This window comes from Pseudomonas sp. Pse79 (genome assembly GCF_024519615.1).
Lineage (GTDB): Bacteria > Pseudomonadota > Gammaproteobacteria > Pseudomonadales > Pseudomonadaceae > Aquipseudomonas > Aquipseudomonas veronii.
This window is the reverse complement of the sequence record NZ_JALJRR010000028.1, coordinates 61,994-78,636: the sequence shown is the minus strand read 5'-3', so window position 1 is coordinate 78,636 and position 16,643 is coordinate 61,994. Positions and strand designations below refer to the sequence as shown.

The 16,643-nt window shown below is 57.1% G+C and carries 16 protein-coding genes and 4 pseudogenes; 14 read left to right on the top strand and 6 right to left on the bottom strand.

Annotated features, from left to right (window positions below):
• Positions 1-235 precede the first annotated feature (235 nt).
• Positions 236-595, bottom strand: coding sequence for a hypothetical protein (locus NR164_RS26140; RefSeq protein ID WP_256823476.1), 360 nt, complete (start codon positions 593-595; stop codon positions 236-238).
• Between the two features lie 110 nt (positions 596-705).
• Between NR164_RS26140 and NR164_RS26135 the strand changes: the two are divergent.
• Positions 706-990 (top strand): annotated as a pseudogene (locus NR164_RS26135) (Hcp family type VI secretion system effector); the annotation flags it as partial.
• A 43-nt stretch (positions 991-1,033) separates the two neighbouring features.
• Here NR164_RS26135 and NR164_RS26130 read toward each other — a convergent pair.
• Positions 1,034-1,261, bottom strand: a pseudogene (locus NR164_RS26130) (hypothetical protein); the annotation flags it as partial.
• A gap of 22 nt (positions 1,262-1,283) precedes the next feature.
• Here NR164_RS26130 and NR164_RS26125 point away from each other — a divergent pair.
• The 4 genes and pseudogenes from NR164_RS26125 to NR164_RS26110 all read left to right on the top strand — a co-directional run.
• A pseudogene (locus NR164_RS26125) lies at positions 1,284-1,391 on the top strand (IS5/IS1182 family transposase); the annotation flags it as partial.
• 75 nt (positions 1,392-1,466) lie between these two features.
• Positions 1,467-2,381 carry a LysR substrate-binding domain-containing protein gene (locus NR164_RS26120; RefSeq protein ID WP_046490617.1) on the top strand — a complete coding sequence of 305 codons (915 nt, stop codon included), beginning with the start codon at positions 1,467-1,469 and terminating at the stop codon, positions 2,379-2,381.
• A 615-nt stretch (positions 2,382-2,996) separates the two neighbouring features.
• The gene (locus NR164_RS26115; RefSeq protein WP_177034518.1) at positions 2,997-4,109 is read left to right on the top strand and encodes an ornithine cyclodeaminase family protein; all 1,113 of its coding nucleotides are present in this window, start codon (positions 2,997-2,999) and stop codon (positions 4,107-4,109) included.
• 17 nt (positions 4,110-4,126) lie between these two features.
• Positions 4,127-5,017 (top strand): DMT family transporter, encoded by an 891-nt coding sequence (locus NR164_RS26110; RefSeq protein WP_227778683.1) that lies wholly within the window; start codon positions 4,127-4,129, stop codon positions 5,015-5,017.
• A gap of 237 nt (positions 5,018-5,254) precedes the next feature.
• Here NR164_RS26110 and NR164_RS26105 read toward each other — a convergent pair whose 3' ends face one another.
• The 4 genes and pseudogenes from NR164_RS26105 to NR164_RS26090 form a co-directional block, all read right to left on the bottom strand.
• A complete protein-coding gene (locus tag NR164_RS26105; RefSeq protein ID WP_161493728.1) occupies positions 5,255-6,490 on the bottom strand; it encodes an aspartate kinase in 1,236 nt (411 codons plus the stop codon).
• Positions 6,491-6,501: 11 nt separating this feature from the next.
• Positions 6,502-7,488, bottom strand: a complete 987-nt coding sequence (locus NR164_RS26100; protein ID WP_256823475.1) for a fatty acid desaturase — start codon at positions 7,486-7,488, stop codon at positions 6,502-6,504.
• A gap of 353 nt (positions 7,489-7,841) precedes the next feature.
• A pseudogene (locus NR164_RS26095) lies at positions 7,842-8,042 on the bottom strand (IS5/IS1182 family transposase); the annotation flags it as partial.
• A 187-nt stretch (positions 8,043-8,229) separates the two neighbouring features.
• Complete coding sequence (locus tag NR164_RS26090; protein ID WP_177034472.1) at positions 8,230-9,435, bottom strand: DUF1835 domain-containing protein; 1,206 nt, start codon at positions 9,433-9,435, stop codon at positions 8,230-8,232.
• A gap of 256 nt (positions 9,436-9,691) precedes the next feature.
• Here NR164_RS26090 and NR164_RS26085 point away from each other — a divergent pair, with 256 nt between their 5' ends.
• The 9 genes from NR164_RS26085 to NR164_RS26045 all read left to right on the top strand — a co-directional run bounded on the left by NR164_RS26085 (position 9,692) and on the right by NR164_RS26045 (position 16,602).
• Positions 9,692-10,369: an ATP-binding cassette domain-containing protein gene (locus NR164_RS26085; RefSeq protein ID WP_256823474.1), complete on the top strand. Its 678-nt coding sequence runs from the start codon at positions 9,692-9,694 to the stop codon at positions 10,367-10,369.
• Entirely contained in the window at positions 10,366-11,157 is a 792-nt protein-coding gene (gene fetB, locus NR164_RS26080; protein WP_017847549.1) for an iron export ABC transporter permease subunit FetB, read from the top strand. The genes NR164_RS26085 and fetB overlap by 4 nt, the downstream gene beginning before the upstream one ends.
• Positions 11,158-11,289: 132 nt before the next feature.
• On the top strand, positions 11,290-11,922 hold the full coding sequence (locus NR164_RS26075; protein ID WP_102618817.1) for a glutathione S-transferase family protein: 633 nt from the start codon (positions 11,290-11,292) through the stop codon (positions 11,920-11,922).
• An 18-nt stretch (positions 11,923-11,940) separates the two neighbouring features.
• Complete coding sequence (locus NR164_RS26070) at positions 11,941-12,861, top strand: LysR family transcriptional regulator (protein ID WP_017847547.1); 921 nt, start codon at positions 11,941-11,943, stop codon at positions 12,859-12,861.
• On the top strand, positions 12,861-13,745 hold the full coding sequence (locus tag NR164_RS26065) for a LysR family transcriptional regulator (RefSeq protein WP_177034471.1): 885 nt from the start codon (positions 12,861-12,863) through the stop codon (positions 13,743-13,745). Before NR164_RS26070 ends, NR164_RS26065 begins: the two co-directional genes overlap by 1 nt.
• 79 nt (positions 13,746-13,824) lie before the next feature.
• A complete protein-coding gene (locus tag NR164_RS26060; RefSeq protein ID WP_256823473.1) occupies positions 13,825-14,757 on the top strand; it encodes a pyridoxamine 5'-phosphate oxidase family protein in 933 nt (310 codons plus the stop codon).
• Between the two features lie 200 nt (positions 14,758-14,957).
• A complete protein-coding gene (locus NR164_RS26055; protein ID WP_227778682.1) occupies positions 14,958-15,584 on the top strand; it encodes a hypothetical protein in 627 nt (208 codons plus the stop codon).
• Positions 15,581-16,099, top strand: coding sequence for a hypothetical protein (locus tag NR164_RS26050; RefSeq protein ID WP_256823472.1), 519 nt, complete (start codon positions 15,581-15,583; stop codon positions 16,097-16,099). The genes NR164_RS26055 and NR164_RS26050 overlap by 4 nt, the downstream gene beginning before the upstream one ends.
• The gene (locus NR164_RS26045; protein WP_079444284.1) at positions 16,096-16,602 is read left to right on the top strand and encodes a hypothetical protein; all 507 of its coding nucleotides are present in this window, start codon (positions 16,096-16,098) and stop codon (positions 16,600-16,602) included. The genes NR164_RS26050 and NR164_RS26045 overlap by 4 nt, the downstream gene beginning before the upstream one ends.
• Positions 16,603-16,643 lie beyond the last annotated feature (41 nt).

Here is a 16,643-nt window from a genome sequence, read left to right as displayed (position 1 = left end):
CTTGGGTGATGCAAAAGCCCGTCAAACCGCCGACGACGGTCCCGCCAGCGGTGGTCTTGGCTCCTCGGGTAATGAAATAGCGCCGCATGCCAGCGGTGTCCTTATTGTGGGCGGGACCAGCAGGCTAGGCATGGCAGGCGAGGGCGAGAAGTCAGATGCTTCCGAGCCGGATGTAGGTTGCTTCGGTTATCGGGTTGGTGAGGCCGAAAGTCGGGGGTGTCAGCAACCGCGCGGGTTACCACCATTTCCAGCGGACTTGTTTTTTCAGGGTGGCGATGATGGCTTCGCGCTTGTGGCGGATTTCTAGCATCTTGTGGCGCAGTTCGCGGCAGCGCTTGCTGTTGAGGATCAGTAGGCCGATCAGGGGGCTGAGGAGGGCCATGGAGTAGAGATAAGCGTTGGGGCGGTAGGCGATTGCGGGAAGTGATACCAGCAGGCAGATGAGGTATATCGCCATGTTCAGCCAGACCCAGTGGATGCGTCCGTATAACACTTCGTATTTGGCAAGGGCAAATACTGCACCAAGCCCCGTAGCGCCGAAAAATGATGTCTTGGTAGCAAAACCAATGGGGTACGTCGAGAGATAGGTGAGCATTGTCAGGATCGCCGTCAATCCTATTGAGGTGCATGCGACAAGAATGTCTGCTCCGATTACTGGCATATACCGCTTGATGAATTCCCAATGGTTTTCAATAAAGATGCCTGCTGATGATGGCCTGCGCGACCGGCAAGCATTATCCCGAAGCAAGACTGGTAGTGCGCAAGGCGGGCGGTTCCAGCCCAGTGGAGTATCTGGTGATCACCCTGAAGGAAGTCATGGTGGTGTCCTACGGCACCGCTGCTGAAAGTAAGGATGAGGTGCTCTACGACAGCATCGCCTTGAACTTCGCCAGCGTCGACGTCAGCTACCAGCCGCAGAAGGCCGACGGCGCCAAGGACGGTGGGCCAGTGAAGTTCGGCTGGAATATCCGGCAGAACGTTAAAGCCTGAAGCCGCACCTTGTGCCCGGATAGCGGGTCTTTGCGCATCCGGGCGCCAGCACCCGCCGAGGCCATTCAAGATGAGCCTCGGTTTTCGTCAACAAAGGATGCTCGTCGTCTATCAACGGCCGCAGCAGTGCATGGAACATCATGTCGCCGAGGAACGGCAGTGGTTCGCGCTTGCCCATCAACTCGGCATACATGCGCCCGAACGCTACCGGCCCGGCTTTGGCGATGTAGGCCAGGGACAGGCGTCCGGTCAGTGACAAACCATCCTGCAGATCACCCTAAATACCGGCAGCGCAACGTCTTTTTACGCGCTTTCAGAAGCTCGCGAAAAATTTTGCGGCGATGGTCTCGTTGGCCTGTGCCATGCGGTGTCTGCGGCAATACTTTTCGTACAGTGCCTAGGAAACAGGGGACTCTTAGATTAGAGTCGATGGCGTGATTGTTCGATGGATACGAGACATTCTTAAGGATTGAGCCATGAAAACCCCGCCACTCAATGCTGTGAAAGCGTTTGAGGCCGTGTCCAGGCATCTCAGTGTAACCAGGGCTGCATCTGAGCTATGCGTGACTCAGGGAGCCACCAGCCAGCAGATCAAGATTCTTGAAAACTACATGAACTGCTCGCTTTTCATAAGGGATGCCAAAGGGCTAACGCTAACCGAGGCTGGCCAGCGGCTCGCCAGCGTAGCTCAGAAAGCACTAGGGGAACTGGCCGCTGTCGCGGAAGAGATCATCGGGACGCAAAGAACAACACTTTCTATTTCTGCCCCACCTTCATTTGCCGTAAAGTGGCTTATTCCAAATCTGGATAAATTTTACGAAAAACACTTGGATCTTAATGTTGTTATTGATGCGTCTTGTGACGTTAGAAGCTTTCGCAGTCATGGTATTGACGCGTCAATAAGATTTGGCAAGGGAGAAAATCTTCCATCAAATAGCAAAGTACTTGGCTGCTCAGAAGTTATCATAGTCGCAAGTCCCGCATATATTAAAAAAACACCTAAAATTGAAACGTATGCCGACCTTTGCGAACATAAGTTGATCAGTTATGAAACGAAAATTGAAAGTCATAGAAAACTTCATAAAAGCTGGAAAAATGTCTTTGCTGATTTAGGCTTGTCCCTGGACCTTGGTAAGGCGAGTATCGTTTTTACAGAAGGGCACCTGGCTTTGACCGCAGCCATTCATGGTCATGGGCTGGCTCTAACAGAGTCAATTCTAGTCGATCACGAATTACAAAGTGGTCAACTGGTAAGGGTGCTGGATACTAGTTTTCCGGAGGATAACTGTTACACTTTTTTTAAGCCTGAGTACACGCAGAAAATGGTGGCTTTGGAAAAATTCGAAGATTGGCTAATGAGTTCCTTGGCCTGTTCGCTAAGGAAGGTCTGAAGTACCCACCGATTTTTGATGCCCTCACTGCCTGAGGTTCAAAAAATGCTAAGTCGATCGAAAACAGACCTTTCCTGTCTTTAATTCATGGTTTTTTCCTCTGATCGCTATATTTCAGGGCGATCAGTCCGCATTAGAGACGCACTTCTCCCGCATTCAACAACCATTTTTGCACCGTCCACAGGTACGACAAGGCGAATAAAGTCTTCTGCTGTGCGACGTTGCTGGAGAGGTTGGCGATGTCATCTCTTTAGAAAAACTAATGCCTATCGAAGAATTACTCCATCGACTCTAACCTGAGAGTCTCGTATTTTCTAAGCCGCAATGTGAGCGTAATACTCGTCAATCGAAGCCACCTGGCTCGCGGGCAGCATGGTTCATAAGCTGCAACAATCTCCATACCTCCGCGCGATGGTCGGCACCCCATGAGTGTTCATCGTGCCTGAAGACATCAGATGTAAGTAATAGAGTCATCCTATTGATCTTTCTATTCCAAGATAATTTCCGGTGAGGTTCGATCGTTCAACGCAGCATACCGCCGAATCGAAGTACGCAGCACCAAGCATCAGAATAAGACTGAAACCAATTATCATGTGAACATATAGGAGCGACAAAGTGGCACAGCGAGCAACTATTATCCTCTCTGAGGAAAACATTGGTGAAATTGTCGCAGCCGTCGGGCTCGACACTTTAATGGATGAAACGATTGCAAAACTACGTGATGCCCTCAACGTGTTTGGTGATGGCCAGGTTGAAATACAACCGCGCACCGGTTTTGTCTATGAAACTCCGGAAATGGGGCTGATAGAGTTTATGCCGGCTTACCGCCGGGATAAAAATGTCGCGTTAAAAGTTGTTGGCTACCATCCGGGAAATCCGTTTAACCGGGGCATGCCGACGGTCATCGCCACTAACTCCCTATATGACGTAAGGGACGGCCACCTTATTGCGGTGATCGATGGAGTATTTGCAACAGCAGTACGAACGGGCGCAGCATCCGCTGTGGCTTCGAAGTTGCTGGCTCATCCTGAAAGCAAAACCCTTGGGCTGATCGGAGCTGGCGCCATGGCAGTGACCCAGGCCCATGCCCTCAGTCGAATTTATGACTTTGACGCAGTCTTGATCCACGATATTGACCCCGCAGTGGAAAAAACTTTCGCCAAGCGGGTATCCGCCCTGGGAATTACACCGATCATCGCTTCCAAAGAAAGGGTACTGGCAGAGTCCGACATCATCTGTGTTGCCACCTCCATTGGCCTTGATGCAGGCCCGGTTCTCCACGCTGGCGGGATGAAACCACATGTACACATCAATGCTATTGGTGCCGACACGCCGCGCAAATATGAATTATCAACAGAGCTGCTCAAAAGCTCGTTCCTTGTCACGGATTATCTGGAACAGGCCATTAACGAAGGTGAATGCCAGCAATTGAGTAAAGACGAATACGGCTATATCGGCCCTGAGCTGCACAAAATAGTGAAAGAGCCGCAAGCCTATATCCAATATCAGATGAAACAGACCATCTTTGATAGCACCGGTATTTCATTGGAAGATCAGATAATGACCGAGGTCTTGATCGATCAGGCGGAGAGACTAGGGCTTGGTCAGCGGATCCTGATTGAAGCGGGATGTGATGACCCCATGAACCCATATCTTTTCTCAAATTCCGCGAACGCTCTTGATACCGTCAAGAATACAGTGCACGACCGTACCTTAAAATTAGCATGAGTAGAGAAAGACAGGCCATGACAAGCGCAACTCTGATAGACAGAAAAGCACTATCTGTAGCAGTGTTCTTTGGGTTTTTATCTGCTCTTATCTGGGGAGCCTGGCCTGTTCTTTCCCGTTTTGGGGTTCAAAAAACGCTGTCTCCCTATGACATCGCGGCCTTACGCTTTATGGTGGCCGGATTGATTTTGCTGCCTTTTGTTCTAAAGAAAGGGACAGGCATGCTTGGTCTGCCGAAAACCCTGCTCCTTACAGTGGGGCAGGGTATTCCGCACGTACTTCTGGGAATCCTCGGATTGGCATATGCCCCCGCCGGACATGCTGGCGTTCTCATCCCCAGTGCGATGATTGCGGTTTCCACAATTGGGGGCTGGTTCTTCCTTCGTGACAGGCCGGAAAAAGCGGTACTGATCGGGATTTTTATCATCATGGTAGGGGCGACCCTTTCGGGGTGGCAAAGCATGTCGGAAAGCGGTGGGCAGGCCTGGCTGGGAGACCTGCTATTCATTGCTGCCGGAGCATTATGGGGGATCTATACCATTGCCTCGCGTGCATGGGACGTGGATGCGTTCCAGGCCACAGCTTTGGTATCCGTCATTTCCATGTTGCTCTACCTACCTCTATATTTCATTTGGGGAACCCCAGGTATCCTCTCCGCACCCGTTTCTGAAATAGTTTTCCAATCCCTATTCCAGGGCGTATTTGCGGCGATTCTGGCCCTGCTGTTCTATACGAAGGCTGTGACAGTGCTTGGTGCAACCCGTGGCTCCATCTTTGGCGGTCTGGTCCCTTGCATAGCGTCCGTGCTGGCTATCTTCGTCCTATCGGAAGTACCCAGTCTGATCGAAGTCGCCGGGATGGTGCTGGCCAGCGGCGGTATGATCTATATCTTCGGGTTTCGAAAATAGAGTTTGGGTTTGAATCTTTGGACAGGTCCCGGTACGGATGGCAGTTACTTGCCCCCCCCGCCAGATCCCTACGTGCGTAACCCTAAGCCTTGGGGTGTGGCCGGACGGTTACTTTGGCCACAACGCCAAGATCAGAAAGTCGAAATCACCCAAACCGCATAGAGCCACGGGCCATCAAGCGACGACCCAAACTCTACCCTCTACTGGCTAAATCGCGGCAGTCTGCTCGCGATGACATCAAGAAAACGCGCACCCCACAGTCTCCGTGCGGGTTTGCATAGAATGCACAGGTCGCTTCTGGAGGTTGTCGTGCAACATCTGCGCCAAAATGCTTGCATATTCTGCCTCAACAGTAACAGACACGCCGCTTCTGCGGATCTCGCTGTGGGATACTTTGGATTTGTGCCGCTCGCTATGACACATAATCATCTCTACAATCGAGTCGAGGTGGGCAGGAGCTGGGTTTCCTATAGTGCTTACCCTCATGAGGTCGTTGTCTGATAGTGCGGATCTTTCGCGCCTAAGTAGCTGCGATCTTTCTAAGATATTTTCTGCTAGAGATTTATCGCATTGATCAATGCAGCAAATGGAATGACTTTCTGAGTCGCTGTGTAACATGTAAAAAGCTATGCCATGATCAGAGAGCTCCTGTAAAGCACCGTGAGTTTTATAAGATTGATTTATACTTAGGGTCGACTTTCGCGAGCTGGTTATAATGGCTTCTATAGGATTTTCAAATGTTTGTTCGCCAGCAATCACTGTTCCGTTTTGTGAACTGCCGGTCTGTTTGATAAAAAGTTTCACCCCCGAAACCATCCCAGCATAAGCCGCACGCTTGTGTAATACCTTTGCGCCTAGCGTGGACATTTCAAACATTTCCAAGTGCGATATTCTTGTAAATATTTTTGCGTTTTTGCTAAGGCGGGGGTCCAAAGAGAAGACTCCTTGCACGTCGGTATATATCTCGCATGCTTCGGCCCCCAAGGCTTTAGCTAACTCAACCGCTGATGTGTCAGAGCCTCCTCTGCCTAGCGTCGATATTAGGCCTTCACTTGTTATTCCTTGAAATCCCGTAATTATCGGGATCACACCGCTTGCACTGACTCGAAGTATATTTTCAGTCTTGATCTTCGAGATAGTCGCATTGGCATGGATGTTGTTCGTCACGATGCCCGCCTGACACCCAGTCAACGGGACCGCCTTGAGCCCTATGTCATGCAGCACTTGTACCATGAGCCCGGCAGCTATTTGCTCGCCGGCACTTACAACCATATCCATCGCAATATGGCTTATGTGTTGTGAGTAATTATTCATCAGACCCATCAAACGGTCCGTCTCACCGGCTTGCGCAGATACTACCACTACAACTTTTTTTCCGAGTTTTACAGCTTCATGGACATGAGAGGCTGCGCTGCGTATCGCCTTCAGATCCTTCATAGATGTACCGCCAAATTTCATTACTGTTGTTCTCATCATTCACTTCCCTATTTGAATGGCTTGATTTCGCCGGATATAACCTTTCGATAGAAGGTCAAGTAATTCGGCTCGATGACTTCCATGTTTGAGCGAGCGAGATTATGTAAGGTTTGGCAATTACCCATAGGGACGCTGGCCAAGCTATGGTGCGCGGTGTGCAAGTTGTTTCCGTTCGTATACCAACGTGCAATCCATGATGCTTCGATGCTTATTGTATTTCTGTTGAAGTTTGGTTCGTTATAAGCATCTAGACCGAAGTGTTCAGGAAGTTCAATTAAATAGTGGGCAGGCTCCGCAATCAAAATCATTGGGATGAGCCAGGCGAAAACAAAAAACGTTGAGCCGGAAAGTAAAGTAAAAACTATGGTGGTTAATACGATTATGAGGTAGAGACGATATTCCTGTCTGGCGTTGTTTTCCGCTTTGCTATCTTCTATGTCTTGTAGTTTTATCCCAATCAGGCTTTTGAACATAAGTTTGATCACGCGACCAAACCTGCTGGGGTTCATTGCAGCGCTAAATAGCTTTAGAGGGCTGTCCATTCCTTTTTTGGGGTAGTTGAAAAACTCACTATTCAGCTCAGTGCCAAGATGCCTGTGATGGCGAAGATGGTGGTATTTGTAGTGGGAAAATGAATTGAGCATAAACAAACCACAGAAGAACCCTAATAGTCTGTTCAGTTTCTGTGATTTAAACGCATGCCCATGTAGTAGTTCATGTTGGAGTTCTGTGAAATGAGCGTAAATTAATCCAAGAAAAATCACATCCAGGACTTTTCCATACCAGGGGAGGTTGATAGTTCCGTTTTCGTCAAGGAGCAGCGCTGCGATTCCTAACGAAATGAAAAGTACCGCGTTAGAGTATATGAGTGCTGTGCGGATAGGCGTTTTCTTCATAAGATGCTTTTTGAGGGTCGCCTCTAGTTTTGGTGTTCCCCTGTAATTTTCAGAGTGGTTTTGTTCAATAAGCAGCGGGTAAATGGGTGTGTCTGTCATATGCGCTCAGTACTAACAAGAGACTTGTTTTCCTGCTCCTTAGGATGATTTAACAAGCGCAAATTTTTATTGGAAGACAGCATCGGCTGCAATGGAGTAATGCTATCTTCGGTATTAGTTTCTCTATTGGTCGATGCTCTGGCATTTTACGAATGCAGGGCCATGATCAGGCGCAATGTCATCAACGTAAGCCCTGCAGCCTTTAGGGAAGGTCTGAAGTACTCATCGATTTTTGATGCCCTCGCTGCTTGAGGTTCAAAAAATGCTGAGTCGGTCGAAAACAGACCTTTCCTGTCTTTAATTCATGGTTTTTTCCTCTGATCGCTGTATTTCAGGGCGATCAGTCCGCATTAGTTCTGCATCAAGCGAACCCGTAACATGGCCAGCAACGGATACGCCGGACGACCGCCTTCGCCTTTCGGATAATGCGGCTCGATCAGGGCAATCAAGCCCTTCCAGGGCACGACCTGATCCATCTCGATCAGGAAGCGCTCATGGCGGGTCTGCCTACGTTTGTCGGCATACCCGGCATCGGCGAAGGACATCTGTTTCATCGGGGCTCAACCGTTCGATTTGTGCGAGGCGGGTATTTCACCAAATCTGGGAGTTTTTTTAGAGTTTCCTTAACGCTTTTTGACGCCAGTCTTCGTCGTCATCGACGGTGGTGATTACCTTGAAAGCACCTTGCACTGGGCCTCACAGATATTATGTCCGGCCCGGACGAAATCCCCCCTCCGCGAATCAAGGCCGCCATACCGGCGACAGCTGTTCATCAAGGGCCCAATGCGATTGGCCGGGCCTCAGGCAAACACCGCCGACCCAGCGTTCATGGCTGGCGTGGTCCAGCCAATAAGCATCGCCGCCCAGCACGGTGTGCCCCAGCGCTGTCAGCGCCAGCATCCGCCGAGGCCATTCAAGATGGGCCTCGGTTTCCGTCAACAAAGGATGCTCGCCGTCGATCAACGGCCGCAGCAGTGCATGGAACATCATGTCGCCGAGGAACGGCAGCGGTTCGCGCTTGGCCATCAACTCGGCATACACGCGCCCGAACGCTACCGGCCCCGCTTCGGCGATGTAGGCCAGGGACAGGCGTTCGGTCAGTGACAAGCCATCCTGACTGCCGGGCAACTCCTGCAACTGGCGCAGTAAAGCGCGTGCAAGAAAGGGCAGCGCCGTGTGCGTCCCGTGGGCCAGTTCCGCCCACTGCACCGGGGAACTGGCGCAATACGCCGACCACGCCTGTTTGGCCAACTGCACCGCCTCGTCATCGATCAAGCGCCGCTGCGGCCATAACCACGCCAGTACGTCGGGGGCCAGTTGGCCAATGCCGATAAACCGTTCTACCCCCGGGATGCGGTCCACTTCGATCAGTTCCAGCTTGCGCGGTGCCTGGTCAAGAGCCGCCAGGGCGCGGATCAGGAACAGTTGGTCATACGCATCCGCCTCGCACCACAGCACGCTGTGTTCGGCGCTGGCCAAGGTTTCCAGTTGGTTGTATTCGTCGGCGACACGGCGCGCCACATCCGCTTCGCCCAGGGCAAAGGCGTGACTGATGAATGCGCTGCGCATGGTGCGGAATGCCTCGCGGGGCAGGTCGCGAACCGGGCCCATGCACAGCGGGTCGGTGAGCATCTGGAAGTGCCCCTTGAACCCCGCCAGTTGCAGGCTGTGGGCAATGTCGTTGCCACAGCGCCAATGGCTGGTGCGGGCTTCATCGCTGGCGGCGAAATCGGGATGGCGGGCGGCGAAGTCGATGGCGTCGACATGGGCCTTGAGCTGCGGCCAACTGCTGAAACCCAGCTGCTTGGCGATCTGCCATTGCGCCTGGGACAAGGTGGCGTCGGGGTTTTCGCTTTTCAGGCGCGGCAACAGTTCCTTGGCGCGCTTGCGCTGCTGCTCAAGGTTGAGACGGCCATCAGTGGTCGAGGATACGCGGCGTTGCGACATACGAGCTCCTTGCACACACCTTTTCCGCTTTAAGGTTAGGAGTCGTAGAAATGATTGAGTGCTTCACTGTCTTGGGCGCAGCCCTTTCCGCGGAAGGTGGCGTAGAGAGCGCCAGGCGGCAAATATAGGCAGGGCAGGGGGTGATTGCAAGGCGCCCGCCACGGGACCGGTCGCCATCGCTTGAACTTTTGCTATGAAAAGCCTGCCCGCCTGCTTCACCATTGCGCCTGACCGAAACATGAGGAGCCTCGCGTCCATGAGCGCACTGATCGAAACCCGCGCCCTGGCGCGCCGGGATGAGCGTCGCCAGGCGGTCTTGCTCCAGCCCACTGACTTCGCTCTGCACCGCGCCGACCGCGTGTCGATCACCGGCGCGTCCGGTTCCGGCAAGAGCGTGTTCCTGCGCGCACTGGCGTTGCTGGACGCGCCCACATCGGGGCAGGTCCTGTGGAATCATCGGCCGATCGCTAACGCAGACATTCCCGAGTACCGCAGCCGCATCTGCTACCTGTCCCAACGCCCGGCGCTGATCGACGGCACCGTGCTGGACAACCTGCGTTTCCCGTTCAGCCTCAAGAGCCTGCGTAAACGTCATTTCGAGCTGGCGACCGTCACCGCGCTGCTGCAGCATGCCGGCAAGTCGCCGGACTTCCTGGCAAAAAATGCCAGTGACCTGTCGGGCGGCGAGTCCCAGGTGGTGGCGTTGATCCGCACCCTGCAGCTCAAGCCCGAGGTGCTGTTGCTGGATGAACCCACCGCCGCCCTCGACCCCGCGTCCTCGCGTGATGTCGAAGCGCTGATCGATGCCTGGTTCGCCGATGACCCGACCCGCGCGTATGTCTGGGTGTCCCACGACCTGGAACAGGCCCAACGCATGAGTGACATCCACCTGCACATGAGCGCCGGTGTGCTGAGCGGAGCCACCCAAGCATGAACTACCAGAACCTGACCGCGCTGGACATGGCCATCGCCGCCGCGCTGATCCTGATCAACGGCGCACTGTCGCTGGCGTTGCGCCTGGGCCTGGAGCGCCAGTTGCTGTGGGCTGCCGTGCGTACCGTGGTGCAACTGCTGGCGATCGGTTACCTGCTGGGCTGGGTGTTCGCGTTCGCCTATTGGTACGTGGTGCTGCCGCTGATGTGCGCGATGACCCTGATTGCCGGCCTGTCGGCGGCGGGGCGCGGGCGGCGCACTTACCGTGGGCAAAGGATCGACAGCATCGTGTCGGTGTGGGGCAGTTCATGGCTGGTCACGGCGGTGGGCTTGTTTGCGGTGATTCGCATCCACCCATGGTACGAGCCGCAGTACGCGATCCCGATCCTCGGCATGATCCTCGGCAATACCCTGACCGGCGTGTCCCTGGGCATCGAGCGCATGACCCAGGAACTGACCTCGGGCCGCAACACCATCGAGATGATCCTCGCCCTCGGCGGCTCACGCTGGGAAGCGGCGCAGGAAGCGATCCGCCAGGCGGTGCGCGCCGGGATGATCCCGACGCTGAACCAGATGGCCGTGGTCGGCATCGTCAGCCTGCCCGGCATGATGACCGGCCAGGTGCTGGCGGGCGAGAGCCCGGTGGATGCGGTGCGCTACCAGATCGTGATCATGTTTCTGATCGCCGCTTCGTCGGCGTTGGGCACGGTCGGCGCGGTGCTGCTCACCTACCGGCGCCTGTTTTCCAGGAGCCATCGGTTTTTGCGCGATCGGCTGCAAGAGCGCTGACGGCCAGGCGATGGACTGTCGGTGATTGTTTCACCGCGTGAAATGCTCGATTGTAAATCCTGGTGATTCCATCGATAGGCGCCACGGCGGAACATGCCTGGCGTCAAGACCCCCACTTCTTTGGAGCCTTTCATGTCCCAGCCTGCGATCAAACTCTATGGTTTCCCCCTGTCCGGCCATTCCCACCGGGTCGAGCTGATGCTGTCGCTGTTGAGTCTGCCCAGCGAATTCATCCTGGTCGACCTCAAGCAAGGCGCGCACAAAACCGCTGAATTCGTCGACACGATCAACTCGTTCGGCCAGGTGCCGGCGATCGATGACAACGGCACCGTACTCGCCGATTCCAACGCGATTCTGCTGTACCTGGCGAGCAAGTACGGCAACGGCCAATGGCTGCCGAGCGACCCGCTGGGGCAGGCGCGTGTGCAGCGCTGGCTGTCGGCCGCCGCCGGTCAGCTCCACGCCGGGCCGGCGACCGCGCGGCTGGCGGTGGTGTTTGGCGCGGATGTCGATACCGTCGCCGCCATCAGTCGCTCCCACGCCTTGCTGCAATTGGTAGAGCAGCAGTTGGGCCAAAGCCGCTTCCTGGTCGGTGAGCAGCCGAGCATTGCCGACATCGCTTTCTACACCTACGTGGCTCACGCGCCGGAAGGCAATGTGTCGCTGGCCGACTACCCTCAAGTACGCGCCTGGCTGGCCAGTATCGAAGCCTTGCCGGGGTTTGTCGGCATGCCACGCACGGCGGTGGGCCTGCAATCACAGTAACCTTCAAGAGGGACACCGATGGACCGCTTTCATGAAATGCAGGTGTTCCTCGCGGTGGCCGAGGAGGAGAGCTTCGCCGCCGCCGCACGCCGCCTGAAAACCTCGCCGCCCAGCGTGACCCGGGCGATTGCCGCGATGGAACAGCGCATCGGCACCCAACTGCTGGCGCGAACCACTCGCAGCCTGCACCTGACCGAAGCCGGCCAGCGCTACCTGGAAGATTGTCGACGCATCCTCGCCGAGCTGAATGAAGCCGAGGAAGCGGCGGCGGGCAGTTATTCCATCCCCTGCGGCCAACTGACCGTGACCGCCCCGGTGCTGTTTGGCGAGCTGTATGTGGCGCCGTTGCTGGGGGCGTACCTCGATCGTTTTCCTCTGGTGAACATCAACGCTTTGCTGGTCGATCGCGTGGTGAACATGACCGACGAAGGTGTCGACGTGGCCGTGCGTATCGGCCATCTGCAGGAGCCGGGGCAACAGGCGATCCAGGTCGGTGAAGTGCGGCGGGTGGTGTGTGCGTCGCCCGGCTATCTCGACCGGCACGGGCGGCCGCAACATCCCACGCAATTGCGTGAGGCCAAAATCGCTACGTCGTCGGCCAGCCAATTGATCAGCGCATGGCAATTCGTCGACGGCGAGCAGGAACTGACGGTGCCCATCGAGCCGCGCCTGGTGGTCACGGCGAACAACGCCGCGATCAACCTGGCGCGCATCGGCTGGGGCATGACCCGGGTGCTGTCCTATCAAGTGGCGGCGGCGGTGGCGGCCGGTGAACTGGAGATTGTCCTCGACGCGTTCGAGCCCGCGCCGCTGCCGATCCAGGTGGTGTTCCAGAAGGGCGCCCGCGTACCGGCGAAGGTGCAGACCTTCGTCGACTTCCTCACCCAGCATTTCGCGCAGGACCGTGGCCTGAACCCAGCGTCGCAGCGGCCGAACTGATGGAGCGCTATCGCGATATGCAGCTGTTTGCGGCGCTGGCCGGGCAACCGAGCCTGGCGGCGGCGGCGCGCAGCGCCCAGGTGTCCGGCGCGACGCTGGTGCGCGCGTTGGCGCGTTTGGAAGCGCGTCTGCAGGTGGCGTTGCTGCAACGCAGTACGCGGGGCGTCCGCCTCACCGAAGCCGGCCGTGCGTACCTCGCCGACTGTGTCCGCCTGCTGGCGGCCGTGGACGCCGCCGAAGCCTCGGCCAACGGCTCGCATGTGCAGGCCCAGGGCAATCTGCGGGTGTTCCTGCCGTTTCTGTTCAGCCGGTATGTGATGGCGCCGATCCTGGCCGGTTATATGGATCGCCATCCCGATGTTTACCTGACAGCCCGCTACCACGACTATTACCCGAACCTGCACGAAGAGGGGCTGGACGTGGCGATCCTGGTCGGTGCGCTGCCCAACTCGTCGCTGATCGCGCGGCCAGTCGGCCAGGTGCGGCAGGTCCTCTGCGCCAGCCCCGATTACCTTGCGGCCCACGGCGAACCCGCGTACCCGCACGAGCTCAAGCAGCATCGCCTGATCGCCAGCGCCGATCAGGTCCACTGGGATTTCCCCCATACCCACCTCAAGGCGCGTACACGCCTGCGCTGCACCACGGTGCAAGGTGCGATCAATGCGGCCGTGCATGGCGCGGGGATCATCCGGTGCCTGAGCTACCCGGTTCACGAGCACCTGGTCAGCGCGCAATTGCGCCGCGTCCTGCCCGCCTACGAGCTGGCGCCGTTGCCGGTCAACGTAGTCTACCGCGAAGGCCGCCAGGCGCCGATGCGCGTGCGCAGTTTTGTCGATCACTGCGTGGCGGCGTTGCGCGAGCATCCGGCATTTCAGTTGGCGTAATGCTCGATTGCCGAACGTGGGTATTCTCTCGCCGCGTGGCGGGGCGCAGCATCTGGCTATCTGACACGAGGTGATCGCCATGAACCTGATCGAACACTCCCCCTGGCACGCCGGCGAACGGCAGATGCAAGCCAGCGCCGGCGCCGCCGAGCGTATGGACATGATTGGCGCCAAGGTGATCCGTGATCATCTGCCCGAGCAACACCGAGGGTTCTATCCGCTGTTGCCGTACCTGATGCTCGGCGTGGTGGACGCGCATGGCATGCCCTGGGCGACGATGATCGAAGGCGCGCCGGGGTTTGCCCATTCACCCGACCCGCACACCTTGCAGATCGACAGCCTGCCCGGCAGCGGCGACCCGGCGCGCTCGGCCCTGCAGCCAGGGGCCGCCGTCGGCTTGCTCGGCATCGACCTCGACACGCGCCGCCGCAATCGCCTGAATGGTCGGGTTGGCGCGCTGGATGCCGAGGGGTTTGCGGTCGATGTGGTCCAGACCTTCGGCAATTGCCCCAAATACATCCAACTGCGCCCTGTCGATGGGATCGCCCGTCAACCCGGGGGCGTGGCCGAGCGCAGCAGCCGCCTGGATGACGCCGCGCGCGCAATGATCCGCAACGCCGACACGTTCTTCGTCGCCAGCTATGTGGACATCGACGGCGAACGCTCGGTGGACGTCTCCCATCGCGGCGGCAACCGCGGCTTCGTGCGCGTGGAGGGCGACGTGCTGACCATCCCCGACTTTGCCGGCAACCTGTTCTTCAACACCCTGGGCAACCTGCACGCCAACCCGGTGGCGGGGTTGTTGTTCATCGACTTTGCATCGGGCGACGTGATGCACCTGGCCGGGCACACTTCGTTGATCCTCAACGGCCCCGAGGTGGCGCGGTTCGAGGGCGCGCAGCGGTTGTGGACGGTCACGGTGGAGCAGGTGGTGCGCCGCCCGGCGGCGTTGGCGTTGAGGTGGCGGTTTGCGGAGTTTTCGCCGTACAGCCTGGCGATGGGGCGCTGGTAGGGCTGCGCTGGAAAGCCTGGGGGGTGAGCGGGTGGTCAAACCCTCATCCGTCCCGTACCATTCGCCCCCCTCGCAGTGACGCGAGGCGCAGCGCCAGGATGGCTCATTGCATGTCTTTCCTGTGGCGTCTGCAGCTCCCTTTTTGCCCGCGTTCAGGATTCGACATGTTTTGCTTTTCCAGGCCTTTGGCCTTGCTCTTAATGGCTGCAGCCTTGGCGGGCTGCGGTACCCAGCCCGCGTCGCTGGTCAGTCAGCCGCTGCAACCCGGCCCCGAAGAACCGGTGGCTTATCTTGTGGGCTCCATCGGCCCGCAGAACCTCAAGGCGTCTCCCGCACCCAACCAGCGCCTGTTGTTTCGCAAGCGTGGCTCCGCCTTCGGGGCCGCGGGTATATGGGTCGGTGTCGGGCGGGAAACGCCTCAGGATGTGAAGGACCAGACCGGCGTCGCCAGTGTGTTCGTGCTGCCGCTCAAACCGGGAGATTATGAGTTTTATGATTTCCAGTTCTTCTCCAGCACCTATTCACCCACCCTGGGCACCACTTACACCTCGGTCCAGGCTCGGGAGAAGTTCAACCTGCCGATGCGCCTGCAAGCCGGCAAGGCCTATTACCTCGGTGAATTTCGCTCGCTGTGCCTGGGGGCGTCCCTGTGCGCCTTCCGTTGGCGCGACCAGCAAGGTCGCGATGAACCGATCGCGCGACAATCGGTTCCGCGCTTGCCGGCGCTGGAGTTGATACCGCTGGATTATCGCAGCGCCGCCCCGCATATCATCGCGCCGCCGTCTACCGCTGCGGGCCAGAACACCCCTCAAGAGATGCGTCCATGAACCCCGTTATTACCCTGGGCGTCCTGGCGCTGCTGACTGGCTGTGCGGCCACCAATACCCTGCCCGAGCGCGCGTTGCCCGACGGTCAGGACTACCTCAAGTCGATCCATGTCATGGTCGACGACCCGCTGAATGCCGCGCAAATCCGTAACCAGTTACGCGAAACCGGAGTGTTTCGCAGTGTCGAAACCGGCCAAGGCAAGGAAGGGGATTATTCGGTGTTGATCCGCTTCAATAGCCAGCGCGAGTTGCCACCTTTCCCGGTAATTCTGCTGAGTACGGCGACGCTGTTTCTGCTGCCCTTGTCCCAGAGTATCGACACCACCACCGAGTTTTCCCTGCAACAGAATGGAAAGCTGTTGAAGCAATACAGCTATCGCAACGTGACCCACAAATACACTTGGCTGCTCGATGGCAGCGGCGGGATGCAGCAAGAGAACGTAAACCGTATCACCCGCGCCTTTGTCCAGGATGTACAACGTGATGGCCTACTGCCTGTGGAGCACGCGCAATGATCAGGATCACCTTAATGGCTGCCGTGCTGTTGCTCGGCGGCTGCGGCACCGCCCTCAAACCCCTGGACTACAAAGCCCAGCGCGCCTATGTGCCGATGAGCGTCACCATGCCGCCGCCCGAATCCCGGTTCGATCAGCAAAAGCAGCGCGAAGTCATCCAGTTGCTGCGTGATACAGGCGCCTTCAGTTTTCTCGACGGTGGTTTCAGCAAGACCGGCTACAGCCTGTTGGTCGACCAGAGTGGCGGTAAAGGGGCCGGAGTGCTCCCCGCAGTACTCGGCGCTCTGACGCTGCTGACCGTGCCAGTGCCCTACACCTACGAGCGGCAATTGCATGGCTCGGTGTTCAAGGACGGTCAACTGCTGAAAACCTATGCCTACAAGCGTGGCGGCTGGACGGCCACGACTTGGTACATCCCCATGACCGAACCGCGCAGCGAGAGTGAAATGCTCGGCGACCTGATGCGAGACCTGGACCGCGATCGCTTGATTCCCTATCAGTGAGCCGGTGAGGGATGTTCGGCGCCGCAGCGGCAACCCCTGCG